21 protein-coding genes are annotated in these 23779 nt (G+C 65.0%); 8 read left to right on the top strand and 13 right to left on the bottom strand.

Features of this window, described 5'->3' with window-relative positions; all coding sequences use genetic code 11:
- Positions 1 to 24: 24 nt before the first annotated feature.
- From PSV26_RS01175 to PSV26_RS01160, 4 genes are read right to left on the bottom strand one after another with little or no spacing between them, the layout of a single operon-like run.
- Positions 25 to 678, bottom strand: coding sequence for an HAD family hydrolase (locus PSV26_RS01175; RefSeq protein WP_300566631.1), 654 nt, complete (start codon positions 676 to 678; stop codon positions 25 to 27).
- Positions 666 to 2213 carry a glycosyltransferase family 39 protein gene (locus PSV26_RS01170; protein WP_300566628.1) on the bottom strand — a complete coding sequence of 516 codons (1548 nt, stop codon included), beginning with the start codon at positions 2211 to 2213 and terminating at the stop codon, positions 666 to 668. The genes PSV26_RS01175 and PSV26_RS01170 overlap by 13 nt, the downstream gene beginning before the upstream one ends.
- A 13-nt stretch (positions 2214 to 2226) precedes the next feature.
- Positions 2227 to 3123, bottom strand: coding sequence for a lysylphosphatidylglycerol synthase transmembrane domain-containing protein (locus tag PSV26_RS01165; RefSeq protein WP_300566625.1), 897 nt, complete (start codon positions 3121 to 3123; stop codon positions 2227 to 2229).
- Between the two features lie 26 nt (positions 3124 to 3149).
- Positions 3150 to 4004 carry a decaprenyl-phosphate phosphoribosyltransferase gene (locus PSV26_RS01160; RefSeq protein ID WP_300566622.1) on the bottom strand — a complete coding sequence of 285 codons (855 nt, stop codon included), beginning with the start codon at positions 4002 to 4004 and terminating at the stop codon, positions 3150 to 3152.
- A gap of 116 nt (positions 4005 to 4120) precedes the next feature.
- Here PSV26_RS01160 and argE point away from each other — a divergent pair, with 116 nt between their 5' ends.
- Entirely contained in the window at positions 4121 to 5308 is a 1188-nt protein-coding gene (gene argE, locus PSV26_RS01155; RefSeq protein WP_300566619.1) for an acetylornithine deacetylase, read from the top strand.
- An 85-nt stretch (positions 5309 to 5393) separates the two neighbouring features.
- Here argE and PSV26_RS01150 read toward each other — a convergent pair whose 3' ends face one another.
- Together PSV26_RS01150 and PSV26_RS01145 are read right to left on the bottom strand one after the other, a co-directional pair.
- Positions 5394 to 6527: an ABC transporter substrate-binding protein gene (locus PSV26_RS01150; protein ID WP_300566616.1), complete on the bottom strand. Its 1134-nt coding sequence runs from the start codon at positions 6525 to 6527 to the stop codon at positions 5394 to 5396.
- Between the two features lie 162 nt (positions 6528 to 6689).
- A complete protein-coding gene (locus tag PSV26_RS01145) occupies positions 6690 to 7820 on the bottom strand; it encodes an ABC transporter substrate-binding protein (protein ID WP_300566613.1) in 1131 nt (376 codons plus the stop codon).
- Between the two features lie 62 nt (positions 7821 to 7882).
- Between PSV26_RS01145 and PSV26_RS01140 the strand changes: the two genes are divergently transcribed.
- The 6 genes from PSV26_RS01140 (at position 7883) to PSV26_RS01115 (ending at position 14357) form a co-directional block, all read left to right on the top strand.
- Positions 7883 to 9997 carry a molybdopterin oxidoreductase family protein gene (locus PSV26_RS01140; RefSeq protein ID WP_300566610.1) on the top strand — a complete coding sequence of 705 codons (2115 nt, stop codon included), beginning with the start codon at positions 7883 to 7885 and terminating at the stop codon, positions 9995 to 9997.
- Positions 9998 to 10002: 5 nt separating this feature from the next.
- Entirely contained in the window at positions 10003 to 11112 is a 1110-nt protein-coding gene (locus PSV26_RS01135; RefSeq protein WP_300566607.1) for an aminopeptidase, read from the top strand.
- Positions 11105 to 11446 (top strand): polyhydroxyalkanoic acid system family protein, encoded by a 342-nt coding sequence (locus PSV26_RS01130; protein ID WP_300566604.1) that lies wholly within the window; start codon positions 11105 to 11107, stop codon positions 11444 to 11446. Before PSV26_RS01135 ends, PSV26_RS01130 begins: the two co-directional genes overlap by 8 nt.
- The gene (locus PSV26_RS01125) at positions 11443 to 12648 is read left to right on the top strand and encodes a CaiB/BaiF CoA-transferase family protein (protein WP_300566602.1); all 1206 of its coding nucleotides are present in this window, start codon (positions 11443 to 11445) and stop codon (positions 12646 to 12648) included. Before PSV26_RS01130 ends, PSV26_RS01125 begins: the two co-directional genes overlap by 4 nt.
- 245 nt (positions 12649 to 12893) lie before the next feature.
- Positions 12894 to 13352 carry a hypothetical protein gene (locus tag PSV26_RS01120; protein WP_300566600.1) on the top strand — a complete coding sequence of 153 codons (459 nt, stop codon included), beginning with the start codon at positions 12894 to 12896 and terminating at the stop codon, positions 13350 to 13352.
- Positions 13353 to 13436: 84 nt separating this feature from the next.
- Positions 13437 to 14357, top strand: a complete 921-nt coding sequence (locus PSV26_RS01115; protein WP_300566598.1) for a hypothetical protein — start codon at positions 13437 to 13439, stop codon at positions 14355 to 14357.
- Between the two features lie 25 nt (positions 14358 to 14382).
- Here the strand turns inward: PSV26_RS01115 and PSV26_RS01110 are convergent, their stop codons facing one another.
- The gene (locus tag PSV26_RS01110) at positions 14383 to 14637 is read right to left on the bottom strand and encodes an acyl-CoA-binding protein (protein ID WP_300566596.1); all 255 of its coding nucleotides are present in this window, start codon (positions 14635 to 14637) and stop codon (positions 14383 to 14385) included.
- A gap of 124 nt (positions 14638 to 14761) precedes the next feature.
- Between PSV26_RS01110 and PSV26_RS01105 the strand changes: the two genes are divergently transcribed.
- Positions 14762 to 16294, top strand: a complete 1533-nt coding sequence (locus PSV26_RS01105; RefSeq protein ID WP_300566594.1) for a wax ester/triacylglycerol synthase family O-acyltransferase — start codon at positions 14762 to 14764, stop codon at positions 16292 to 16294.
- A 77-nt stretch (positions 16295 to 16371) separates the two neighbouring features.
- Here PSV26_RS01105 and PSV26_RS01100 read toward each other — a convergent pair whose 3' ends face one another.
- The 6 genes from PSV26_RS01100 to PSV26_RS01075 all read right to left on the bottom strand — a co-directional run bounded on the left by PSV26_RS01100 (position 16372) and on the right by PSV26_RS01075 (position 23741).
- Positions 16372 to 17145: a type III pantothenate kinase gene (locus PSV26_RS01100; protein WP_300566592.1), complete on the bottom strand. Its 774-nt coding sequence runs from the start codon at positions 17143 to 17145 to the stop codon at positions 16372 to 16374.
- Between the two features lie 103 nt (positions 17146 to 17248).
- Entirely contained in the window at positions 17249 to 18712 is a 1464-nt protein-coding gene (locus PSV26_RS01095) for an amidase (RefSeq protein WP_300566590.1), read from the bottom strand.
- 40 nt (positions 18713 to 18752) lie between these two features.
- Positions 18753 to 20252 carry a M81 family metallopeptidase gene (locus tag PSV26_RS01090; protein ID WP_300566997.1) on the bottom strand — a complete coding sequence of 500 codons (1500 nt, stop codon included), beginning with the start codon at positions 20250 to 20252 and terminating at the stop codon, positions 18753 to 18755.
- A gap of 5 nt (positions 20253 to 20257) precedes the next feature.
- Positions 20258 to 21904 (bottom strand): ABC transporter ATP-binding protein, encoded by a 1647-nt coding sequence (locus tag PSV26_RS01085; protein ID WP_300566588.1) that lies wholly within the window; start codon positions 21902 to 21904, stop codon positions 20258 to 20260.
- The gene (locus tag PSV26_RS01080) at positions 21901 to 22788 is read right to left on the bottom strand and encodes an ABC transporter permease (RefSeq protein WP_300566586.1); all 888 of its coding nucleotides are present in this window, start codon (positions 22786 to 22788) and stop codon (positions 21901 to 21903) included. Before PSV26_RS01080 ends, PSV26_RS01085 begins: the two co-directional genes overlap by 4 nt.
- Positions 22788 to 23741, bottom strand: coding sequence for an ABC transporter permease (locus tag PSV26_RS01075; RefSeq protein WP_300566584.1), 954 nt, complete (start codon positions 23739 to 23741; stop codon positions 22788 to 22790). Before PSV26_RS01075 ends, PSV26_RS01080 begins: the two co-directional genes overlap by 1 nt.
- Between the last annotated feature and the right edge of the window lie 38 nt (positions 23742 to 23779).

Here is a 23779-nt window from a genome sequence, read left to right as displayed (position 1 = left end):
TCAGGCCCACCCTACCTGCTGTGTTCAGGATGGTTGGCGGACCCAGGGTTGACCTTGGTAGTGCGCATAGTCTGCCAGATTTAGCAGCGGCACGTCGCCGCGCGAATCGCCGTACGCATGCAAAACGACCGACGTGACGGCGACGCCGCGCCCAGCCAACCAGGCCTGCAGGCGGAGCACTTTTTCCTCGCCGTGGCAATTGCGCGTCGCCATGCGCCCGGTGAGGGTGCCGTCCCGGACCTCCAGCTCGGTGCAGAGCACCGCATCCACGCGGAGCAGCTCACCCACGCCGTGCAGATAAATACCGGGCGAGGCGCTGACAATCACGCAGTCATGGCCCTGCTGCTGGTGCCAACGCAGCCGTGCCAGCGCTTTTGCCTGCCATTGCCGGGGCAGGTAATGCGTTACAAAGTCGGCCGACCAACGCTCGATCTGCGCCGCGCTGCACCCGCCCAGACTGGCCTGCAGCAAGCGCGCCTTCGCCCGGTGGTTGCTGATGAGCCGGCAGGCGTAGGCCACCAGCCAGGGGCTGCTGCACAGCACGGCGAGCAGAAACCGTGGCCAGCCCAGGCTGCGGCGCAGGTAGGGAAGGAGGGTGTCGCGCCGGGTCAAGGTGCCGTCGAAGTCAAAAGCCGCGACAACCACCGGCGCTTTGCCCGCGGACCCTATTTCGTGCATCGCACCTGGCCGCACAGGCGCTCGCAGAACGGGCAGCCGGTCATGGGCAACCAGCCGGGGATGTTGTAGTAGCGGCTGTAAATGGTGGCCAGCACGCCGGTTTTATAAGCGGCGTAATTGAAGCCCCGGCCCTCGACCGCGTAAAAGGGCACGCCGTCCTGCGAAAACCCGAGCACCTGCACGCTGTCGAAGTAAGGCTGGTACTCCTCCATGCGCGGCGCGTCCATGCGCAGGATGCGCAAGGTTTTCCCCTGGTACAGGGAAAAATCAACCAGCATGTCGTCCTGCCGCGCATGGAAGTTGCCCGGGCCGAACACCGGCACGTACTTGCGCAGCGTGTAGCCGTAGATGGACGCGGGCGTGTAGGCACTGGCCATCAGTTCCACGCCGGGTGCCGCCACCTGCTGCAGCATTTCGGCGGTTTTGTAGCTGCGGATGATTTGGGGATACAGCCTGGTGCTTTTCCAGTTCTCGAGTGAGGTGGCGTGCAGGCCGACCACCACCAGCACGTGCAGCCCCGCAAACACGGCCATGCCAATGGCACAGGTCTTGAGCTTGTCCCGCGGCAGGGCAAAGGCCAGCAGCGCGAAACCGAAGGGGTAAAACGACAGCACCCAGTGCAGCCCCACCACCTTTTTCAGCGACAGCAATGCAAAAAACAGCAGCGGCACCACCACTACGCAGGCCAGCAGCCGCTGCTGCCGCGCCGCGGCGACCAGCGCCCCGCGCTGCTGCCAGGTCAGCCAGGCCGCCACCGGCGTGACCAGATAAACCAGCATGGCCAGGTAGAGCAGCGGCTTGTTCCAGGCGAAGCTCTCGCCTTCGTTGCGGTTGTAGAGGTTGAACATGATGTTCGACCAGCCGTGCGACATGTTGTAGGCGATGTTGATGGCCGGGCCGGGCAAGGCGCACAGCACCAGCAGCGCAAACGCCGCCCAGCGTTCGCGCCGGTAGAGCGCGAAATACACGAAGTAAGTCAGTCCCAGCACCACCGAAAAGTACTTGGACAGAAAGGCGCAGCCCAGCGCCAGCCCCGACAGCGCGTACAGCCCCCAGGCCCTGCGGTCCATGCGCCCGCGCCGCTCGGCACGCAGCAGCAGGGCCACCGACAGCACCGACCAGAACATCAGCGGGGTGTCCGTGGTGATCAGCACATTGAGCCAGTTGATCGGGGCCAGCCAGAAAAACAGCACAGCCCAGGCTGCGCGCACGCGGTCCAGCGGGGCCAGCGCCCAGGCCACCAGGCCGCCGAGGGCCAGCGGCAGCAGGACCACGGGCAGGCGTATCGCCCAGGTGGTGTCGCCCAGCGTCGCCCGCAACAGGGCAATCAGCCATCCGACCATGGGCGGATGGTCGTAGTAGCCCCAGTCGGGGTAGACGCCCCACCAGTAGAAAAAGGCCTCGTCGCCAGTGATCGGGAAGGTGGCAGAGAGCCACAGCCGCAAAGCCAGCGACAGCGCACCGGCGGCGACCAGCCAGCGCACGAGGAAAGGGGAAAGAAGGGGGGCGGCCGGGGCGGCGGAGCGTTCAAGCATGGGCAGGAGGAAATTATCTGAAACTGATGTCTCGAATGGCGGCACTATAGACCAGCGCCAGCGCGCCGATGGCCACGGCCAGCCACAGGGTCAGCACCCGGACCAGCACCGTGATGCCCAGGGCCTGCGCCGCGCTGGCGCCGTGGAGCACCAGCAGGCCGGTCAGCAGCGCCTCCATGCCGCCCAGGCCGGCGGGCAGCAGGGAAAGCGCGCCGCCGACCATGGCGACGGCATAAAAACTGGCGGCCTGCAACACGCCAATGGACAGGCCCGCCTCACGACACAGCAGCCAGACGGCCAGGCCCTGCGCGGCCCAGGCCACCCCGGTCAGCGCCAGCCAGACGGCGGGACGCGTCGCCAGGCACTGCCAGGCATCCTGCAGCCAGGACAGCCGCTGCAGCAGGCGCCGCCGGAACACAAAAACCAGCACCAGCACGGCGAGCGCGGCAACGCCGCTGCCCAGCGCCAGGCGGTAAGCCATCGGGCTGCCCAGCGCCACCAGCCACCAGGCCACCGGCAGGCACATCAGCAGCAGGCACAGCAGGTCGGCCAGGCGTTCCGCACCGAAAATCGCCAGGCTTTGCGCGGCGCCCAGCGGATGGCGCGCCAGCATCAGCCCGCGCGCTGCCTCGCCGATGTTGCCGGGGGTTGGCGTGAAGGTGTAACCCGCCAGGTACAGACGCAAACCTTCCGCAAGGCCGAGCACCCGCCCGTAGCGGGCCATCCACATGCGCCAGCGCAGGCCGCGCAGCAGGTAGTTGAGCAGGCACAGGGCGGCCGCCTGCAGACCCGCGAGCGAGGCCAGCCGCTGCAGGGTCGCCAGAGCGCTGCCTTCGCCGAACACCGCCAGGGCCACCGCATACGCCGTGGCGGCCAGCCCCAGAACCAGCAACAGCGGTTTGAGCGACAAGCGCGGCGCCGGCCCGGCCGGCGGCTTCAAAAGCGGCGCCCCAGAAACACCAGCAGCCAGACCGCCAGCGCCGCCAGAATCCAGGGGTCCCGCACCAGGTCGCGCGAGACGTCTTCCCCGCGTCCCCTGTGCACCTGGTAGGCGTAGCGCAACATGGCAAAAACGACAATGGGCACGCTGTAGACCAGCCGGTTGCCGTGCTGCAGTTGCGCTTCGGCGCTGGTGGCAAACAGGCCATAGGTCATGAGGCTGGCCGTCATCGTCACCGCCATGAACATGTCCAGCAAGGCCGGCGGATAGTGATCCAGCACGGCGCGCTGGGCGGTCTCGTCCTGAAAGGTTTCGGCCTTGCGTTTTGAAAATCCCAGGAACAGGGCCACGAACAGCCCGGCCAGCAGCATCCAGCGCGAAGGCGGAATCCCCACCGCCAGGGTGCCGGCCAACAGCCTGAGCATGAAACCCGAGGCAATGATGGACACATCGACCACCGGCACCTGTTTGAGGCGCAGGGAATAGGCCAGGTTCAGCGCCACATAGAGGCCCAGCAGCACCAGCAGGGTCACGTTGCCGGCGGCAAAGGCCAGGCCCGCAGCCAACAGCAGCGCTGCCAGTACCAGCGCCATGGCAGGCGACACGGCACCGCTGGCCAGCGGCCGGTGGCGCTTGACGGGATGGCGGCCATCGCTGGCGCGGTCCAGCCAGTCATTGAGGATGTAGACCATGCTCGAAAAGCAGCAGAACGCGGCAAAGGCCCTCAGCACCTTGAAGGCCATGGGCCCCTCGCTCCAGCTCTCGCTGAACACCAGCCCGGCGAACACAAAGGCATTTTTCAGCCATTGGTGGGGGCGCATCAAGGTGACGAGGCTGGACAATAAACGCATGGGGCAGAAGAAAAGTCGGTTGGGGCGGTCGGGCGGGGCAAGCATAGACCATGTGTGCGCGGTCGGGTTCAAGCATAACCGCCTCCGCCGCAGGCGCAATTGGGCCAGAATCAGGGATGACCGCCCCCAACACCCCTCCCCTTTCCGTCCTGTCCGCCCCGGCCCTGGCGCTTGCGCAGACGCTGGTGCGCATGAACACCGTCAGCCGCAATTCCAACCTGGAGCTGATCCATTTCGTGCGCGACACCCTGAAAAAATCCGGCGTGGACAGCCGCCTCACCTGGAACGCCGATAAAACCAAGGCCAACCTGTTTGCCACGCTGGGAGAAGGCAAATCGGCCGGGGTGATCCTGTCGGGCCACACCGACACCGTGCCCTGGGACGGTCAGGACTGGTCGGTCGACCCGCTGTCGGCCCTGGTCCGCGACGGCAAGCTTTATGGGCGCGGCAGCGCCGACATGAAAAGTTTCATCGCGCTGGCGCTGGCCCAGGCGGATGCCTTTTTGAACAGCCCTGCGCCTTTTGCGATCCACCTGGCACTGAGCTACGACGAGGAGGTCGGCTGTTTCGGCGTGCGGGAGCTGGTGGCCGACATGAAAGACGCCGGCATCGCGCCGCTGGCCTGCATCGTGGGCGAGCCCACCAGCATGGTGCCGGCCATCGCCCACAAGGGTGTTTACCGCTACAGGTGCTGTGTGCGCGGCAAGGAAGCGCATTCGTCGCTGACACCGCAATCGGTCAACGCCATCGAGATGGCTGCGCGGGTGGTGGGCAAGCTGCGCGACATGGCCGAGGGGTTCGAGCGAGACGAGCCGCGCTACGAAGGGTTCGATGTGCCCTTCAGCACCGCCAGCGTCGGCCAGTTCCACGGCGGCATTGCCGACAATGTGGTGCCGCGTGATGCCGAGTTCCGTTACGAATTCCGCGACCTGCCCACGGCCGACGCGGCCGCCATGCAAAAAGAGGTACTGGCCTACGCCCGGCAAGCGGAGCCGGCTATGAAAAAGATAGCGCCGGAGGCCGGTTTCAGCTTCGAGACGATTTGCGAAGTGCCGAGTTTTCTGGGCTCCGCCAACGACGCGGTGACGCGGCTGGCGCAGCGCCTGAGCGGCGAGTCACGCACCACGCAGGTGGCGTTCGGCACCGAGGCGGGCATTTTCAAGAACTCCGGCATTTCCACCGTGGTGTGCGGACCGGGCAGCATCACGCAGGCGCACCAGCCCGATGAGTTCGTCAGCCTGGAACAACTCGCACGCTGCGAGGCCTTCCTGCGCGGGCTGGCCGCAACGACCAGCATCACGTGATCACTTCCCCCTCAACCCGGCCAGCATAAAAAAAGCGCCTGATATTCAGGCGCTTTTCTTTTCGGGAGGTGATGACCGGTTCAACTCAGGTTCTCACGCGCCCGTCGCCGGTCAGCATGGACAACTCCACGAAGCTGGAGGCGACATGGTCGGTCGGCGAGAAGGACACTGAGAAGCCGCCGAGCGACTGGTTGCCCAGGCCCTCCAGACCGGCAATCAGTGACTCGCGGCTGAGTTTGCCGCTGGCGCGCCGGAGGCCTTCGACAAACAGTTTGGCAGCCACATACCCCTCCATGCTGGAGAAATTGGCCTGGGCACCCTTGCCGGCCGCCTTGACGGCATCGGCGAACTCACGCGCAATCGGGCGCGCCGCGTTGTAGGGCGAAGGCATGACCTGGGACACCACCACGCCCGCGCCATCCTTGCCGAGTTCGTCGGCCAGGGCCTGCGTACCGACAAACGACACGTTGTAGAAGGTGCCGCCGTAACCGGCCTTGCGCGCAGCGCGAATGAAGGCGGCGCAGGACTTGTAGGCGCTGATCTGCACCACCGCATCGGGGGCCGCAGCGACCAGCGTCTGGACCGCTTTGGCCACGTCGACGGAATTGCGCTCCACCGTGGCCTGCGCCACGGTTTTGAGGCCCAGACCGTTCAGAGCCAGGGTGACGCCGTCCAGGCCGGCCTTGCCGTAGGCGTCGTTCTGGTAGAACACCGCGATTTTTTTCAGTCCCAGACCTGTCAGCTGCTTGACGATGAGACCGGTTTCGTCGTTGTAGGACGCGCGGACATGAAAGGCGTATTTGTTGAACGGATCGCGCAGGCCCATGGCGCCGGTGAAGGGTGCGATGAAGGGAACCTTGTCTTTGGTTGCCAGCGGCAGGGCCGCCAGGCTGGTCGGGGTCCCGATGTAGCCAAACAGCGCAAACACGTCCTCGGCGATCAGCTTGCGGGTGTTCTCGGCGCAGCGGTCCGGCTCGTAACCGTCGTCCAGGTTGCGGATTTCAATCTGCCGCTTGCCGACGCCGCCCTGGGCGTTGATCTGGTCAAAATAGACCTTGGCGCCCTGGTAGAACTGGATGCCCAGCTGCGCGGCAGGCCCGGTAAAGGCGGCCGACTGACCGAGGATGATCTTGCTGTCGGACTGGGCCCGGGCGATGTTGAATCCGGCGAGCATGGCGGCGCCGGCGGTGAGGGATAGTTTTCTTCGGGAAATAAGCATGCACCCATTCTCGCCAAAGACGGGACGCTGAACCGGCTCCAAAAACACGCCAACGGCCCGTTCCCGGAAAACAACCACTTAAGTTCTAAGAATCAGCTCGACAAAGGGTAAACCCTTGATTTTTCGTCAGACATTTGTCAGCCTTCTGTCGCGCGGCCCCCACTATTCGCGCACACGTCCCTGCGAATCGATCAAACCGAGCTCGACCAGCCGGGAACCCACGCGGTCGTCCAGAAAGTGGACCCGGAAGCCGCCGACGCTGACATCGTCCATGGCATCGATCGCCTTGCGGAGTTTGGCCCGCGTCACGTCCTTGCCGGTACGCCGCAGCGCTTCGGTGTACACGCGGGCGGCGATGTAGCCTTCGAGCATGTACACATTGGGTTTTCCCAGCTTGGCAGCGGCCGCATCGGTCTGCAGTTCACGCACCAGGGCCACCTTGCTGCTGTCGCTCTTGGGCACCACCCGTGCCACCACCACGCCCGCCCCGGCCTTGCCGAGTCCCTCGGCCAGCAGGCTCTCGCCGGTATTGGAAAAACCGTAAATCGGCCCGCGAAAGCCCTTGGTGCGCAGGTCTCGCACGGCGTTGGCAGCGCCCGCGGCGTCACTGATGACCAGCACCGACTCCGGACGCTCGGCCAGTGCCTTGTCCACGCTGCCGGCCAGACTGCCGCTGGCAAAAGCGGCATTGGCCACCAGGTTGGCGCCCAGACTCGTCATGGTGCGTTGGGCCGAGTCGAGGGCGGCCATGGATTCGCCGTCGCTGGCATGCAGGATGGCCAGCTTGCGCGCGCCCAGGGTGGCCGCGTGTTTGGTGATGGCCGCGGCCTCCTCCGAATAGCCAGGACGCAGGGAGTAGACATTGCCATACAGCGCGCCGCGAAACTCGTCCGCCGCCGCCATGGGCGCAAACAGCAACACGTCGCCGTCCTTGATCAGGGGGTAGGCCGCAGTCACCTGCGGCGAGCCGTAAAAACCAAACAGCGAAAGCACACCCTGCTCGAGCAGCTTTTTCGTGTTGGCTGCCGTGTTGGCCGGGTTGCCCAGGTCGTCCAGCGTGACCAGCTCGATCTTGCGGCCGTTGATGCCGCCGGCCGCGTTCACGCTGTCGAAGTAAAGCTTCGCGCCCTGGTGAAAGGGCTGGGCCAGCGAGGAGCCCGGGCCGGTCAGCGCCAGCGACTGGCCGATCACAATACCGGTCTTGCTCACGCCGTCCTGGCTGCGCCCCGCTGTACCTGTCAGCAGCAAGGCGGCTACGATGAGGGTCTGTCCGAGAGTCTGTATTTTTTTCATGTTGTTTTGCCTGACTGATTCGCAGCCAGGGCGGTTCCTTCCCAGAAAATGTAGTTCTATTCATGCCAGCTTCCATCAGCATCTCCCCTAGGCCCGGTTCCGCGACAGACGCGATCAAGGTGCGGGGCGCGTGTCCGCACGACTGCCCGGACACCTGCGCCCTGATCACCACGGTGGAAGCCGGCGTGGCGGTCAAAGTCCAGGGCAACCCCGACCACCGGCACACCGGTGGCGTGCTCTGCACCAAGGTCTCGCGTTACACCGAGCGCAGTTACCACCCCGAACGCATCCTGCAACCGCTCAAGCGGGTGGGTCCCAAGGGTTCGGGACAGTTCGAGGCCGTGAGCTGGGACAGCGCGCTCGGCGAAATTGCCGCGCGGCTGCAGGCCATCGCGCAGCGCGACCCGCAGGCCATCGCGCCCTACAGCTACGCCGGCACCATGGGCCTGGTGCAGGGTGAAGGCATGGCGGGGCGTTTTTTCAACAAGCTGGGCGCGTCGCTGCTGGAGCGCACCATCTGTTCGGCCGCCGGCACCGAAGGACTGACGCAAACCCTGGGCGGCAAGGTCGGCATGAAGGTCGAGTTTTTTGCCGAGGCCAGGCTCATCCTGATCTGGGGCAGCAACTCGATCGCCAGCAACCTGCACTTCTGGCGCCATGTGCAGGAGGCCAAACGCCGGGGCGCCCGAATCATCTGCATCGACCCGCGCAAGACCGAAACTGCCGAAAAGTGCCATGAACACATTGCGCTGCAGCCCGGCACCGACGCCGCCCTGGCACTGGGCATCATGCACGAGCTGATCGTCCACGACTGGCTGGACCACGCCTACATTGAAAGCCATGCCCTCGGCTGGCCCTTGCTGCGTGAGCGCGCGCTGCTATGGAATCCGGAGCGCGTGGCGCAGGTCTGCGGGATTCCGGTGGAACAGGTGCGTGCGCTGGCGCGTGACTATGGCGAGTGTTTCGTCAACGGGCAACCGGCAGCCATCCGCCTGAACTACGGCATGCAGCGTGTGCGCGGCGGCGGCAACGCCACCCGGGCCGTGGCCTGCCTGCCCGCGCTGACCGGCGCCTGGCGCCACCGTGCCGGCGGCGTGTTGCTGTCCAGCTCGGGCATGTTTCCGGTCAACCAGGCCGCGCTGCAGCGGCCCGAGCTGCGCGCCGGCCGCCCCTCGCGCACCCTCAACATGATCACCATCGGCGACGACCTGCTGAGAAGCAGTTCCGCGGACTTCGGCCCGAAGATAGAAGCACTGATTGTCTACAACAGCAACCCGGTCGCGGTGGCCCCGGACTCGGGCAAGGTGGTGCAGGGTTTTGCACGCGAGGACCTGTTCACCGTGGTGCTGGAACATTTCCAGACCGACACCGCCGACTATGCGGACTTCATCCTGCCGGCCACCACCCAGCTGGAGCATTGGGATGTCCACGGCGCCTACGGCCACACCGACGTTCTGCTGAACCGCCCGGCCATAACGCCTGTCGGGCAGGCGCGCACCAACACCGATATCTTCCGCGGTCTGGCCGCCCGCATGGGTTTTTCCGAACCCTGTTTTCTTGAAGACGACGAAACCCTGTGCCGCACGGCCTTCCGCCACCCGGACGGCGACAGGATAAATTTCGACGAACTGCTGGACAAGGGTTTTGCCACCCTGCCCGGGCCCGACGCACCGTTTGCCGACGGCCGCTTTCTGACCCCGTCGGGCAAATGCGAATTTTTCAGCGCCCGGCTCGCCGCGCAGGGACTGGACGGCCTGCCCGACCATGTGCCCAATTACGAGGCGGCTGGCAGCTCGGCCAGCTACCCGCTGGCGATGATCTCGCCGCCGGCGCGCAACTTCCTGAACTCCACCTTCGTCAACGTCAAAAGCCTGCGCGACATCGAGGGCGAACCGCTGCTGGAGATCAATGCGCAGGACGCCGCCGCGCGCGGCATCGTCACCGGCAGCGTGGTGAAGGTGTTCAACCAGCGCGGCAGCTACCGGGTCAGGGCCGAGGTCTCGAATCGCGCGCGGCCCGGCGTGGTCCACGGCCTGGGTGTCTGGTGGCGCAAGTTCGGCCTGGACGGCACCAATGTCAACGAACTGACCAGCCAGCACCTGACCGACCTGGGCCGTGGCCCCGTTTTCTACGACTGCCTGGTCCAGGTGCAACTCGACGCCGAATCAGTACTCTGACGGGAATGTCCTCCCTCCGCCCGTCGCCCCGAACCGTCGCCCTGCTCACCGCTGTGCTGCTGGGACTGTCCGGTTGCGCCAGCCTCGGTTACTACTGGCAGTCGGTCAGCGGCCACCTGCAGCTGATGAACGCCGCCCGGCCGATCGACGACTGGCTGCAGGCCAGCGACACCCCCGACAAACTCAAGGCCCGGCTGGCCCTGACCCAGCAGATCCGGCGCTTTGCGGTGAGCGAACTGAAGTTGCCCGACAACGCCAGCTACCAGCGTTACGCCGACCTGCGGCGCAAGGCCGTGGTGTGGAATGTGTCGGCCGCGCCCGAGTTTTCGCTGACCCTGCACACCTGGTGTTTTCCGGTCACCGGCTGCGTGGGCTACAAGGGTTATTTTGACGAGGCCCAGGCGCGCGCCGAAGCCGACAAGCTGAGCGCGCAGGGGCTGGAAGTCAGCGTTTATGGTGTGCCGGCCTACTCCACCCTGGGCTGGATGAACTGGGCCGGCGGCGACCCGCTGCTGAGCACCTTCATCGGCTACCCCGAGGGCGAACTGGCGCGGCTGATCTTTCACGAGCTGGCGCATCAGGTGGTGTATGCCGCCGACGACATGGACTTCAACGAATCCTTTGCCACCGCCGTGGAACGCCTGGGCAGCGCACGCTGGCTGGACACCCACGGCAGCGCCGCCGTGCGCAAGGAGTACGCGCTGTACAGCGAGCGCCGCCAGCAGTTTCGCGCGCTGACGCTGGGGCTTCGCCGCGAGCTCAGCGACATTTACGAGCCAAAAGCGGCTCCAGCCCTTGACCGCCGTGCGCAAGCAGCTATGAAAAGCGTAGCAATGCAGACCTTCCACACACGGTACGCCGACCTCAAGGCCGGCTGGGACGGCTACGCCGGTTACGACCCCTGGGTGGCCCGCACCAACAACGCCTCGCTGGGCGCGCTGGCCGCCTATGATGAACTGGTGCCGGGCTTCGAGGCGCTGTTTGCGCGCGAAGGCAACAACTGGCTGCGGTTTTATGATGCGGTCAGGCGGCTGGCCGCCCTGCCCAAACATGCGCGGCACGATGCCCTGCGTCCTTCCATCACCACAAAAACCGAGGAAACACCCCATGGCTGACATCCATATCGAACGCGAGCACAGCCTGGGCCTGGCGCAGGCCCGCAAGATCGCCTTCCAGTGGGCCGAACAGGTCGAGGAAAAGTTCGACATGAGCTGCACCTACGAGGAAGGCGACAGCTGTGACGAAGTCAGCTTCACCCGCTCGGGCGTCAGCGGCACGCTCAAGGTGACCAAGGACCTGTTCGAGCTGGACGCCAAGCTGGGCTTTCTGCTCGGTGCCTTCAAGGACCGGATCGAAGGCGAGATCGTGAAAAACCTCGACACGCTGTTGGCCCAGAAGGCGCCGGCCGCCAAAAAGGCTGCGGCGAAAAAGAAGCCTGCCGCCAAATGACGTTTGCGGCGCCCACCGGCCCGCTGGCGGGCCTGAAGGTGGTGGAACTGGGCCAGCTCATCGCCGGGCCCTTTGCCGCCAAGACGCTGGCCGACTTCGGCGCCGACGTCATCAAGATCGAAGCCCCCCGCACCGGCGACCCGCTGCGCCAATGGCGGTTGCTGAAAGACGGCACCTCGGTCTGGTGGCAGGTGCAGTCGCGCAACAAACGTTCGGTGGCGCTCGATTTGCGGCAGCTTGAGGCGCAGGAGATCGTGCGCAAACTCGCGGCTGATGCCGACGTGCTGATTGAAAACTTCCGGCCCGGCGCCATGGAAGGCTGGGGCCTGGGCCCCGACGAGCTGCTGGCCCTGAACCCCCGGCTCATCATGCTGCGCATCAGCGGCTACGGCCAGACCGGCCCCTACCGCGACCGGCCCGGTTTCGGCGTGGTCGCCGAAGCCATGAGCGGCCTGCGCCACCTGACCGGCGAACCGGGCCGCGTACCGGTGCGCGTCGGCGTCAGCATAGGCGACACCCTGGCCGCGCTGCACGGCGTGATCGGCATCCTGCTGGCGCTGCAGCACCGGCATGCTTCGGGCAAGGGTCAAGTCGTGGATGTGGCGCTGTACGAGGCCGTCTTCAACTGCATGGAAAGCCTGCTGCCCGAATACAGCGCTTTTGGCGCGGTGCGCGGCCCGGCCGGCAGCGCCCTGCCCGGCATCGCACCCAGCAATGCCTACGCCTGCAAGGACGGAGGCTACGCCCTCATCGCCGGTAATGGCGACAGCATTTTCAAGCGCCTGATGACGGTGATGAATCGGCAGGACCTGGGCAATGACCCGGCCTTGGCCGACAACGCCGGCCGCGTGGCGCGCGTGCAGGAGATCGACGCCGCCATCGGCCAATGGACGGCCGGCCTGACGGTGGAAGAAGTGCTGACGGCGCTGGAGGGCGCCGAGGTACCCGCAGGAAAAATCTACACCGTGGCCGACATCGCCGCCGACCCGCACTACGCCGCGCGCGGCATGCTGCAAACAGTGCAGATGGACGACGGCTCGGAACTGGCCGTGCCCGGCTTCGTGCCCAAACTCTCAGCCACCCCCGGCAGCCAGCGACGCAATGCACCGGCTTTGGGGCAGGATACCGATGCGGTGCTGCGCGAGGTTGGGTTAACGGAGGCGCAGATCAGTGCGCTGAGGGAGCGGGGGATTGTGGGGTGAGGGTTTTGCTACCTTATTGATAGCTGCTTTCGCCCGTGCAATAAGGGCCAGTGGCACATTTGGCTATATTACATGTCGAAACTAGAATCGTGCGGTGTTTAGGGTGCGATTGAACTACATGACAGAAAGCGTCCATGCATAAAAACTCTTGGTGTGACCGGGACTTGGCGGCAAATCAGCGGACCGAGTTATACCGTAGGCTGAGCGGTATACATTGATTTAGCCTGCACGACAAACATCTGACAATGCAGAAAATTCAGAAAATCGACATCGCTCTTGAGCAACTTGAGGACGCGCTCGAGGCGTACTTCAAAGGGCGTCACCATTCTGCAACCGTCTTGGCAGGTGCTGCCGAACAGCTCTTTGCTGGCTACATGCTGAAATGTGGGCTTGAGCCAGCTTGGCCCCAAGAACGTGCAATTATCACGCGGATCGCGAATGCGCTGAAAGAGGAAGGGGACGTGGAGCCCACGACCGAGAAGAAAATTGGTGATCTGATGAATCACTCGTACAACCATTCCAAGCATGCCGGGAAGACAGGTCACGAGGTGTCAATGGACTCGAAATCTGAGGCGCGGCGCATTATCGACCGGGCGATTACCAACTACGATCAATTGTGCGGCCAAATGGAGCATGACCTTCCCGATCTCCCGCTTGCACAGCGTTTTCGGCTGGAGTCGATTTCAGAGGTGCGCAGCGAATGACCATGCGGGCTACTATGCCGTTCAACGCGGGCGCTGAGCGAACTTCTGCTGTGTAGCGCCGGTCACCTCGCGTTAGCCATCGCAATGATTCTGCCCCAGCTTGAGAAGCACTTCCCTGGGAATCACCCTCGCACGATTGCGGTGCGCGAGCACATCTACAAAGCTGTCGTGGAGTTCGTCGATTCGGGTCTGGCAGACCCAAAGTTCGTCAGAGAGCTTACAAGTAACTCAGATCAGAAGTTCTGGGCCTGCGTTTCGGAAGCGCTCATTGCTGCTCGCCTACGCGGTAAGCAATTTGGCAAGCGCAAGACAATTGGAGCAGGGCCCGATTTCTTAGTTATGGACGGCAGTCGCAAAGTCTGGATTGAGGTCATATGTCCAGAGCCCATAAACGTGCCCTCCGACTGGCTCAATCCAAAATCTGGCGAAACGATCACCTTCCCGCACGAGGCGATCCTTCTTCGATGGGCCAGTGCCATCAAAGCGAAGTCCGAAAGGCTTGTCGGAAGCGACGACGGAATCCGAGCGAGCTACCTCAAATCTGGTGTGGTCGATCCTGAAGATGCATATGTCATTGCCGTGAACGGTTGTCGGCTGAGAAGCGGGCCGTTCCCTGCGCTCTTAGGCATTAGTCAGTTTCCATTCGCTGCCGAAGCCGTATTCCCAGTTGGCCCGTATCAACTAAGGATCGACAGGGATACATTGAAAGTGGTTGATCGCGGTCACCAACACCGCCCCTTCGTGCTCAACCAAAATCGAGCAAAAGTCCCTGCGCTCTTATTCCTGGATCCACGATTCAATGCGGTGAGTGCTATATGGGCACTCGACTTCAACGGCGGTTCTGCCATCGGCAATAGCGAGCCATCTGCTGTCGTTCACAATCCGAACGCACTAAACCCCTTACCGATTGGCTTCTTGCCGGCTGATAAGGAATATGCGGCTATTCCCAAGGGAAATGAACTTGTGTTGTCCACAGTCTCCGCATCGGCGGCGAACACCGGCTAAAAATCCGGAGGACCACCGGCGCCAATCAGCTCAACGACTCAATCAAATCCACATACTGCTGCATCGCATCTTCCTGCGAGGTGCCTTTGAGCTTGTCCCAGGCATCCCACTTGGCGCGCGCCACCATGTCACTGAAGCCGGGCTTCTTGTCGGTGTTGTCTCCCGTGCTGCCCTGCTTGTACAGTGCGTAAATTTTCAGCAAGGTGGCGTTGTCGGGCCGCTCGCTGAGGTTCTTGGAATCGGCCATGGCCTTGTCGAAAGCGGCTTTGAGGTCTGACATGAAGAAGCTCCGTGGGGGTTGGAAGTGGAAATGAATTCGGGTAACTGCCCGGTATCTTAGCCACTGCCTTGCCTGCAGAATAGGGAATTCACCCCATCCGGGGTGTCTGGTACACGGAGTTTTCATGGTCACACGCGTTTCGGCCCAGGCAACGGGCAAAAAGGTCGCAAAGAACGTTCAGAAAAACGTCACGCGCGCGGTCTCCGGCACACTGGGTCTGTCGGGCGAGCGCATGAGCAAGGTCGACACCGCCTGGCTGCGCATGGACACGCCGTCCAACCTGATGATGATCGTCGGGGTCTGGCAGCTCACGCCGGGTGTCAGCCATGCGGCGGTGTGTGAGCGCATGGAAAGCAGCCTGCTGAAGTACGCACGTTTTCGCCAGCGCGTGATGGAAGACGCCGCCGGCGCGACCTGGGTCGAGGACCGCTACTTCGACCTGCAGAACCACGTGGTGGCCGACAAACTGCCGAAGGTGGCCAGGGGCAAGGAGCAGGAAGCGCTGCAGGACCGCGTGGCCGAACTCGCCATGCAGCCGCTGGACCGCAAGCGTCCGCTCTGGCAGATCCACCTGATCGAGGACTACACCGGCCCCGATGGCGTCAAGGGCAGCGCCATGATTGTGCGCATCCACCACTGCATCGCCGACGGCATCGCGCTGATTTCGGTGACCATGTCGCTGGTGGACGGCGGAGAGGCTCCCCCTGAACGCCGGAAAAAGGAAACCGGTGGCGGCGCCGAAGACTGGATTGCCGATACCCTGCTCAAACCGTTTACCGACCTGGCCGTGAAGGCCCTGGGCGCCGCCGGCGAGGGCGCCGCCCGGTCGCTGAACCTGCTGAGCGACCCGCACAAGGGCATGGCCGGCTCGGTCGACATGGCCAAGGTCATGCTGCAGGTGCTCAAGGACAGCGCCGCGCTGGCGCTGATGCCCGACGACTCCAAAACCCGGCTCAAGGGCAAGCCGGGCACCACCAAGAAGGTGGCCTGGTGCCAGCCGATACCGCTGGACGAAGTCCGCGCTGTCGGCAAGGCGCTGAACTGCTCTATCAACGATGTGCTGCTCAGTTGCGTGGCCGGCGCGATTGGCGAATACCTCAAGTCGCACGGCGACGACGTCAAGGGCCAGGAGATACGTGCCATGGTGCCGGTGAACCTGCGGCCCATCGAGCAGGCCTACAAGCTGGGCAACCGCTTCGGCCTGGTGCCGCTGGTGCTGCCCATCGGCGTGGACAACCCGGTGGAACGCGTGTACGAGGTGCGGCGCCGCATGGCGGCGCTCAAGGGCAGCTACCAGCCGCTGCTGGCCTTCAGCCTGCTGGCGATTGCCGGGCTGCTGATCAAGCCGGCACAGGACGCGATGCTCAACCTGTTTTCGAAAAAAACCACGGCGGTGATGACCAACGTGCCGGGCCCGCGCGAAAAGCTCAGCTTCTGCGGCGCCACGCTGGAGCAAAGCATGTTCTGGGTACCGCAGTCGGGTGATGTCGGGCTGGGCGTGTCCATCCTCAGCTACGGCGGCGGCGTGCAGTTCGGCGTGATCACCGACAGCACGCTGTGCCCGGAGCCGCAGCGCATCATCGACGAGTTTGTGCCCGAGTTCGCCAAGCTGTCCATCGTCACCCTGATGCTGCCCTGGGGCGACGCTGCGTCGTGATTTTCAGTGTTTAAGGGCCTTAGCCCTTATAGGATAAGCGCGAACAGCTACTGAATTGATAGCAATCAATACTGCTTTCAGACCGAGACCGCCAGGCGCTGCGCGGCAATTTCCAGCAGGCCGTCGAAAATCAGGCTCTCCACCAGCTCCACCTTGACCGACATGCTGGGCGCCATCTTCCAGCCCGCGCCGCCGGTCATGATGCACTCCGGCGCCTCGCCGCAATGCCGGGTGGTGTTTTCCACCATGCGCTGCACGGCGCCGGCAATCGCAAAGGTGCCGCCGCTGGTCAGCGCGTCGCTGGTGTTGGTGGGAAAGTCTTTCACCTCACCGGTCGGCACATGCAGCCCGGCCGTGCCGGATTCAAGCGCACGCAGCATGATGCCGTGGCCCGGCAGGATGATGCCCCCCAGGAATTTGCCGGAAGCGTCGATCGCCTCGACCGTGACCGCCGTGCCCACCATCACGACCACGCAGGGTTTGCGGATGCCGCGGCCCAGAAGGCGGTGCCGCGCGCCTATCATGGCCACCCAGCGGTCGGCACCCAGACGGGTCGGGTGGTCGTAGCCGTTGGTCACGCCGGCCTCCTGGGCGCTGGAAACAACCCAGCGCGGCAGCACATCCCAGAGCTCCATCTGTTCCTCGACGCGGCGTTTGACCGCGTCGCCGGCCACGATGCAGCCCAGGATGTGCGACGGTGTGGGCAGACCGCACCACTCCTCGTCCGCCAGCTTGTCGATGTTTTCCAGAAACACCGCACCATGGGCCAGAACGGGCGACCCGGCCACCGGGGCCGCGTAATGGGCCCACTTCAACCGGGTGTTGCCCACATCGAGTGCTAAAAAAGTCATGCCACCCGATTATGAACAGCTTCCGGGGCCCGGGCCGCCGGCAGGCCTAGAGGTTTTCCAGTAAGTGGTGGCACACGCTGCGGCAGCCGTTGGCTGCAGGCGTTCACGATGCGGGCGCCACCGGTCGCTTGAAATCAACGCCAGCAGGCCGCGCGGCCTCGTACGCACGCGAGGCGCGCAGCACCAGCGCATCGCCAAACATGGGCCCGACAAACTGCAGGCCGATGGGCAGGCCGGCGGCGGTCAGGCCACAGGGCACCGTGCTGGCCGGCTGCTGGGTCAGGTTGAAGGGGTAGGAAAACGGTGTCCAGCCCAGCATGGCGGCCGGATTCATGGGACTGTGCCCGGCCGGCCGCGCCTCGAACGCCGGCACCGCCACGCTGGGCGTGACCAGCAGGTCGAAACGCAGCATGAACTGGCGCATGTGCGAGCCGAGCGCACCGCGTTGCAGGTGCAGGCGCTGGATGTCCAGCAGGCTGAACGTCTCACCGAGCAGCGCCTGGGCGCGAAAGTCGGGGTCGGTCAGCGCCTGCTGCGCCGGGGTGAGGGTGTTCCAGACCGTCCAGGCGCCGGCAAACCACAGGCCGGTGGTGATCTCCAGCGGGTCTTCAAAGCCCGGATCGATCTGCTCGACCAAGGCGCCGAGGTCGGCCAGCAGCGCCACCGCGCGGGCCACGGACTGGGCGACTTCGGGATCCACATTGCGCGCATAACCCAGCGCCGGCGACCAGGCGATGCGCAGGCCGCGGATGCCGTCTTCGAGCCCGGACAGGTAGTCGCTGCTGTCGGGCGGCAGCGAGGTCCAGTCCCGGGCGTCCGGCTTTTTGAGCACGTTCATCATCAGCGCCGCATCAGACACGCTGCGGCTGTGCGGCCCCAGGTGCGCGACCGAGCCGAAGGGCGACAGCGGGTAGGCCGGCACGCGGCCAAAGCTGGGCTTGAGGCCGAAGTTGCCGCAAAACGCCGCCGGAATACGCACCGAGCCGGCGCCGTCGGTGCCTATGGCCAGCGGTCCCATGCCGGACGCCACCGCCGCCGCCGCGCCGCCGGAGGAGCCACCCGGGGTCTTGCTGACATCCCAGGGGTTGCGCGTGATGCCGGTGCGCGGTGAATTGGTTTCGCCCTTGCAGCCGAACTCCGGCGTGGTGGTTTTGCCGAGAATCACCGCCCCGGCTTCGCGTAGCCGTGCGGTGACCGGTGCGTCCACCTCCCAGGGCTGGCTGGGGTCCACCGTGTGGCTGCCGCGCAGGGTGGGCATGCCGCGGGTCAGGATCAGGTCCTTGATGGACACCGGCACACCGTCGAGTTCGCCGCAGGGCGCACCGCCCTGGCGGAATTGCTGCCAGCGCATTTCGCTGTCCCGGGCGCTTTGCAGCGCGGACTCCTGCGCCACCAGGCAGAAAGCGTTGAGGGTCGGGTTGAGCGCGTCAATACGCGCCAGAACGGCGCGGGTGGCCTCGACCGGTGAGGCCTGGCCGCTTCGGTACAGCTGCAGCAGTTCGCTCGCCGTGCAGTCGGCCAGACCGGGCAAGGTGGGGGAGATGGGGGAGATGGGGGAAGGGGTCATCAGCTACTCCAGTCGTGGCTTGGTCCGGATGACCCACCCGTCAAGGGCGGCGCCGGATCGCGTCGGGCAGGTTTTTCCAGGGCAGGTCGGCCGGGTCCGCTGCCATCGGACCCGCGGCTTTGGCAATCAGGATGTCGGTCGCGGCATTTTCCACCAGCGGCGTGAAGTCCGCGCGGAAGTGGTTGGAGCTTTTGACGACGATGATTTTCATGAGCTCGGGCGTGATGCCGACCATGCGGAACAGCTCGCGGTCCAGCATCTGTTTCTTGCCACTGCTGACGGCCACCAGCACCCCGTCGATCTCGAGGCAGGCGCAGGGGCCGAGGTGCACGGTGAGCCCGGTCATCATCGCGCCTTTGAGCGTGACCGTGCCGTCGTGAACCGCGCGCACCTTGAACGAGCCGGCAACGGGCGGGTCACTGAGGTGCCCGGTGAAGGTCGGCACGGCCTTGCCCACCGTGATGGTTATCGTCGCACCCACGCCGGCCGCCACCGCCATCGCGGCCGCCTCGGGGTCAAACACCAGGCCCAGCGCGACCTGTCCGGGAAAGCGCCGCCCGGCGCCCTGCTGCAGCAGCGCGTGCAGCAGGCCGGTGGTGTTGCTGTCGCCGCCGGCGCCGGGGTTGTCCTGGGTGTCAGCCATCACCACCGGTTTGTTGCGGTTCGAGGCCAGCGCCATGGCATGGGCCACGGCGTCCAGAGCATCCAGTTTGGCGAGCCGCCACTGGGAAGGCTCGGACACGCGGTCACCCAGGCGTTGCACGGCCTGCTGCGCGTGTTCACCATAGCCCCAGACCATGGGCGCGCACTCCGCAAAGTCCGCAGCGGGAAAGGCCATGCAAAAGCTCAGCACTGAAGCGAAGTCACGGTCCAGAACCAGGAGTTCTTCGTAAATGCTTTTGGCCGGCTCCATCCAGGTGCTTTGTGCATTGAGCGGAATCAGGAAAGGCAGGCGCCGGAAATGCAGCGGCTCGCGCCGCCCAAGCTTGAGACGGCGCGCCAGCAACTGCGCTGCCAGCTCGCCGGTGGCGGCCATGTCGACGTGCGGGTAGCTGCGGTAGGACACCAGAGCATCGGCCTCCTGCAGCATGCGCAGTGTGACATTGGCATGCAGGTCCAGGCTGGCCACGATGGGCAGGTCGGCCCCCACCACGCGGCGTATGCGTGTGATCAGCTCACCCTCGGTATCGGCGACATGTTCGGCCACGGCCGCGCCGTGCAGGTCCAGGTAGACCGCATCGAAACCACCCTGGCGCACATCGGCCAGGATGGAGGCGCTGATGCGCTCAAACGCGTCTTCGGTCACATACGACGAAGGAATCGCGCCGCACCAGCTGCTGGGCACGAGTTGCCACCCCATGGTCCGCGCCGCCTCGATGAAGCCGCCCATGGGAATGTTGATGCCGGCGAGTTTGTCCAGCATCGCCTGGCCATGGATGAAGGCGGGAAAGGAGTCGCCCCGGTTGAACGCCGCCCAGTCGGCCTTGGTGGGGGCGAAGGTGTTGGTTTCATGCTGGTAACCAGCGACAAGGACTTTCAGGTTTTTCAAAATATCGCTCCGGGAGCGGCCGCGAACAGCCGGCGTGTGTAGTCGTGCTGCGGTTGCGCATACAACGCGGTGGTCGGGCCCTCTTCCACAATTTCGCCCTGGTGCATGACGATGACGCGGTCGCACAGCTGCGCCGCCACGCGCAGGTCGTGGGTAATGAACAGCATGCCCAGGCCCAGCTCGGTCTGGATCTCGCGCAGCAGCCTCAAAATTTGAGCCTGCACACTCACGTCGAGGGCGCTGACCGCCTCGTCGGCCACCAACACACGCGGCCGGCAGGCCAGCGCGCGGGCAATCGCGATGCGCTGGCGCTGCCCGCCGGAGAACTGGCTGGGGTAGCGCTGCAGGCCTTCGGCGGGCAGCCGGACCTTGTCCATCAAACTGGCCGCAAGCGCCATGGCTTCGGCGCGGGTAGCTCCAAAATTCATAGCACCTTCGATGATGGAATCACCGACCTTGCGGCGCGGGTTGAGCGAGCGATTCGGGTCCTGGAACACCACCTGCACCTGACTGCGCAAGGGGCGGAGCCGGCCTTCGCTGAAGCGGGCCACGTCGAGCAGGGCATCGTCCCCGCCCCGCGCGTCCTGGCGCCACAAAACCTGGCCACCGGTCGGGTCGATCAGCCGGATCAGGCAGCGCGCCAGCGTCGACTTGCCCGAACCGGACTCGCCGACAATGCCAACGGTTTCCCCGGCCGACACGGCCACCGACGCGGCCTTCAGCGCGTGCGTCAGCCGGCTGCGGCCCAGCCAGTCGCGGGCGCTGTAGGTTTTGCTGACGCCCTGGCCGCGCAGCAGCGGCGCGCCCTGCGGCGCCGGGCGGGCCGGCGGCGGCGTCATGCTGGGCACGGCCGCCAGCAGCATTTTGGTGTAGTCAGCCTGCGGTGCCAGCAGCACTGCATCACGCGTGCCATATTCGACCGCCCGTCCCTGGTGCATCACCAGGACGTCATCGGCAATCTCGGCGACGACGCCCATGTCGTGCGTGATGAACAGCACGGCACAGCGGTGGCCCCCCGACAGGTCCGCCTGCAGCTCCTCGATCAGCCGGAGGATTTCCTTTTGCGTGGTGACGTCGAGCGCCGTGGTCGGCTCGTCGCAGATCAGCAGGGCCGGCTGCAAAATGACAGCCATGGCAATCACGATGCGCTGGCGCTGCCCGCCCGAGAGCTGGTGCGGGTAGCTGCGCATCATGCGCTCGGGCTCGGGCAGCTTGACGCGCCGCAGGATATCCAGCACCGCTTCGCTGCGCCGCTTCACGCCCCAGTCGGTGTGCTGTTGCAACAGCTCGTCGATCTGGTCGCCGCAGGTCATCACCGGGTTCAATGCGGTCATCGGCTCCTGAAACACCATGCCCATGGCCTGGCCGCGCAACGCGCGCAGACGCGGGTCTGAGGCTTCCAGCAGCGACTCGCCCTGCAGCACAATGCGGCCCGGGCCGGGCCGGAGCTCGCGCGCCAGCAGCCCCATCACCGCCGTAGCCATGACCGATTTGCCGGAACCTGACTCGCCGACCACACACAGGGTTTTGCCGGCATGGATGCTCAGGCTGATGTTTTCCACCGCATAGGGCCTGTCACTGCCCGGCGGCAGGGCGACGTGCAGTTTGTCGATGACCAGAACCGGCGCGGCGTTCTCGCTCATGACGTACGCTTTGAAAATTTCGGGTCCAGCACATCGCGCAGCCCGTCGCCCAGCAGGTTGATGGCCAGCACCGTCGGCACCAGGAACAGCGCCGGAAACAGCACATTGCCCGGGTACTGGGTGAACTGCACCCGGCCCTCGGCCATGATGTTGCCCCAGGTCGGAATGTCGGCCGGCAGGCCCAGTCCCAGGAAACTCAAAATGGCTTCGGTCAACACGGCAGAGGCCGCCACAAAGGTGCCCTGCACGATCAGCGGCGCCATGGCGTTGGGCAGAATATGCCGCCACAAAATCACCGGCGTCGGTGTGGCCAGCGCGCGTGCAGCTTCCACAAACGGCTCCTCGCGCAAGGTCAGAACCATGGCCCGCACCAGGCGTGTCACGCGCGGAATTTCGGGAATGGCAATCGCCACCACCACCGTCCACAGCTGCGCGCCCAGCGCCGCCACCAGCGCGATCGCCAGCAGAATGGCCGGGATGGCCATCAGCCCGTCCATGAAACGCATCAGCACGGCATCGACGGCGCGAAAGTAGCCGGCCAGCATGCCCAGCAGCGCCCCCACGCCAATCGCCACCGCCGCGGTAAAAGCCGCCACCAGCAGCGAGGTGCGCGTGCCGAACAACACCCGGCTGAAGATGTCGCGGCCGAAGTTGTCGGCGCCCATCCAGAAGGTGTGCGCCACCACCGTGCCGTCAAGCTGCGCAAACTCGCCGCGCACCCCGGCAGCGGTGTTGATATGGGCCGAGTCCATGGCCGCCGGGTCCACCGTGCCGAGAAAAGGCGCCAGCGCGGCCAGCGCCAGCAACACGCCGAGCACCAGCACGCCGAAGCGGAAGGCGCTGTTGCGCCAGAGCCGCCGGGAAAGAAGTTGCCAGAACTGCATCAGTAGCGGATCCTCGGGTCCAGAAACAGATAACTCACGTCCACCAGCAGGTTGACGCCCACATAAAGCAGGCTGAAAAACAGCACCAGCCCCTGGATCACCGGAAAGTCGCGGTTCAGCACGGCGTCCACCGTCAGCGAGCCGAGGCCGGGGATGGAGTACACGGTTTCAGTCACCACCACACCGCCAATGAGCAGCGCGATGCCGATACCGATCACGGTGACGATGGGCACCGCCGCATTGGCCAGCGCATGCCGCATCAGCACGGCCGATTCGGTCAGGCCCTTGGCCCGGGCCGTGCGGATGTAGTCTTCGGTGAGCGCCTCGGAAACACTGGCGCGGGTGACGCGGGCAATCAGCGCCACGTAAATCATGGCCAGCGTGAGCCAGGGCAAAGCCAACTGACGCGCCCAGGCCCAGAGCCCCTGCCCGTCGGCACCGAACAGCCGCCGGTAGCCCTGCACGGGGAACCACTCGAGCTGCACCGCAAAGATGTAAATCAGCAGGTAACCGGTGACAAACACAGGAATCGAAAACCCGGCCACCGAAAAGCCCGACAGCACCCGGTCCAGCCAGCCTCCCATGCGCCAGGCAGCGATGGTGCCCAGCGGCACCGCCACCAGCACCGCCAGCACCAGCGTCCCCGCCGCCAGACTGAGCGTTGGCTCCAGCCGCTGGATGATCAGTTCGGTGACGGGTTTGTTCAGGTAAAACGAGTAACCGAGATCACCTTGCAAGACACCGCTGAACCAGATCCAGAACTGGGTCAGCAGGGGTTTGCTCAAGCCCAGGGTCTCACGGATTTTCTCGATGTCCTCGTTGGTCGAGTTGTTGCCGGCAATCACGGCCGCCGGATCGCCCGGCGTCAGCCGCAGGATCAGGAAGACCACGACGGCCACCACCAGCAACACAGGGATGGTGGCGAGTAGGCGCTGGAGCAGGAATCTCAGCATGGGGATTTCCCAAGGGATATCGCCGCCATTCCCGCCAG

The organism is Polaromonas sp., assembly GCF_029945685.1.
Taxonomy (GTDB): domain Bacteria; phylum Pseudomonadota; class Gammaproteobacteria; order Burkholderiales; family Burkholderiaceae_C; genus Polaromonas.
The sequence above is the reverse complement of the archived record's forward strand: the minus strand, read 5'-3'. Positions and strand labels throughout refer to the sequence as shown.

Coding starts and splice junctions, on each gene's coding strand:
- PSV26_RS01175 (WP_300566631.1), bottom strand. CDS start 678: ATGCACGAAATAGGGTCCGCGGGCAAAGCGCCGGTGGTTGTCGCGGCT.
- PSV26_RS01170 (WP_300566628.1), bottom strand. CDS start 2,213: ATGCTTGAACGCTCCGCCGCCCCGGCCGCCCCCCTTCTTTCCCCTTTC.
- PSV26_RS01160 (WP_300566622.1), bottom strand. CDS start 4,004: ATGCGTTTATTGTCCAGCCTCGTCACCTTGATGCGCCCCCACCAATGG.
- argE (WP_300566619.1), top strand. CDS start 4,121: ATGACCGCCCCCAACACCCCTCCCCTTTCCGTCCTGTCCGCCCCGGCC.
- PSV26_RS01150 (WP_300566616.1), bottom strand. CDS start 6,527: ATGCTTATTTCCCGAAGAAAACTATCCCTCACCGCCGGCGCCGCCATG.
- PSV26_RS01145 (WP_300566613.1), bottom strand. CDS start 7,820: ATGAAAAAAATACAGACTCTCGGACAGACCCTCATCGTAGCCGCCTTG.
- PSV26_RS01140 (WP_300566610.1), top strand. CDS start 7,883: ATGCCAGCTTCCATCAGCATCTCCCCTAGGCCCGGTTCCGCGACAGAC.
- PSV26_RS01135 (WP_300566607.1), top strand. CDS start 10,003: ATGTCCTCCCTCCGCCCGTCGCCCCGAACCGTCGCCCTGCTCACCGCT.
- PSV26_RS01130 (WP_300566604.1), top strand. CDS start 11,105: ATGGCTGACATCCATATCGAACGCGAGCACAGCCTGGGCCTGGCGCAG.
- PSV26_RS01125 (WP_300566602.1), top strand. CDS start 11,443: ATGACGTTTGCGGCGCCCACCGGCCCGCTGGCGGGCCTGAAGGTGGTG.
- PSV26_RS01120 (WP_300566600.1), top strand. CDS start 12,894: ATGCAGAAAATTCAGAAAATCGACATCGCTCTTGAGCAACTTGAGGAC.
- PSV26_RS01115 (WP_300566598.1), top strand. CDS start 13,437: ATGATTCTGCCCCAGCTTGAGAAGCACTTCCCTGGGAATCACCCTCGC.
- PSV26_RS01110 (WP_300566596.1), bottom strand. CDS start 14,637: ATGTCAGACCTCAAAGCCGCTTTCGACAAGGCCATGGCCGATTCCAAG.
- PSV26_RS01105 (WP_300566594.1), top strand. CDS start 14,762: ATGGTCACACGCGTTTCGGCCCAGGCAACGGGCAAAAAGGTCGCAAAG.
- PSV26_RS01100 (WP_300566592.1), bottom strand. CDS start 17,145: ATGACTTTTTTAGCACTCGATGTGGGCAACACCCGGTTGAAGTGGGCC.
- PSV26_RS01095 (WP_300566590.1), bottom strand. CDS start 18,712: ATGACCCCTTCCCCCATCTCCCCCATCTCCCCCACCTTGCCCGGTCTG.
- PSV26_RS01085 (WP_300566588.1), bottom strand. CDS start 21,904: ATGAGCGAGAACGCCGCGCCGGTTCTGGTCATCGACAAACTGCACGTC.
- PSV26_RS01080 (WP_300566586.1), bottom strand. CDS start 22,788: ATGCAGTTCTGGCAACTTCTTTCCCGGCGGCTCTGGCGCAACAGCGCC.
- PSV26_RS01075 (WP_300566584.1), bottom strand. CDS start 23,741: ATGCTGAGATTCCTGCTCCAGCGCCTACTCGCCACCATCCCTGTGTTG.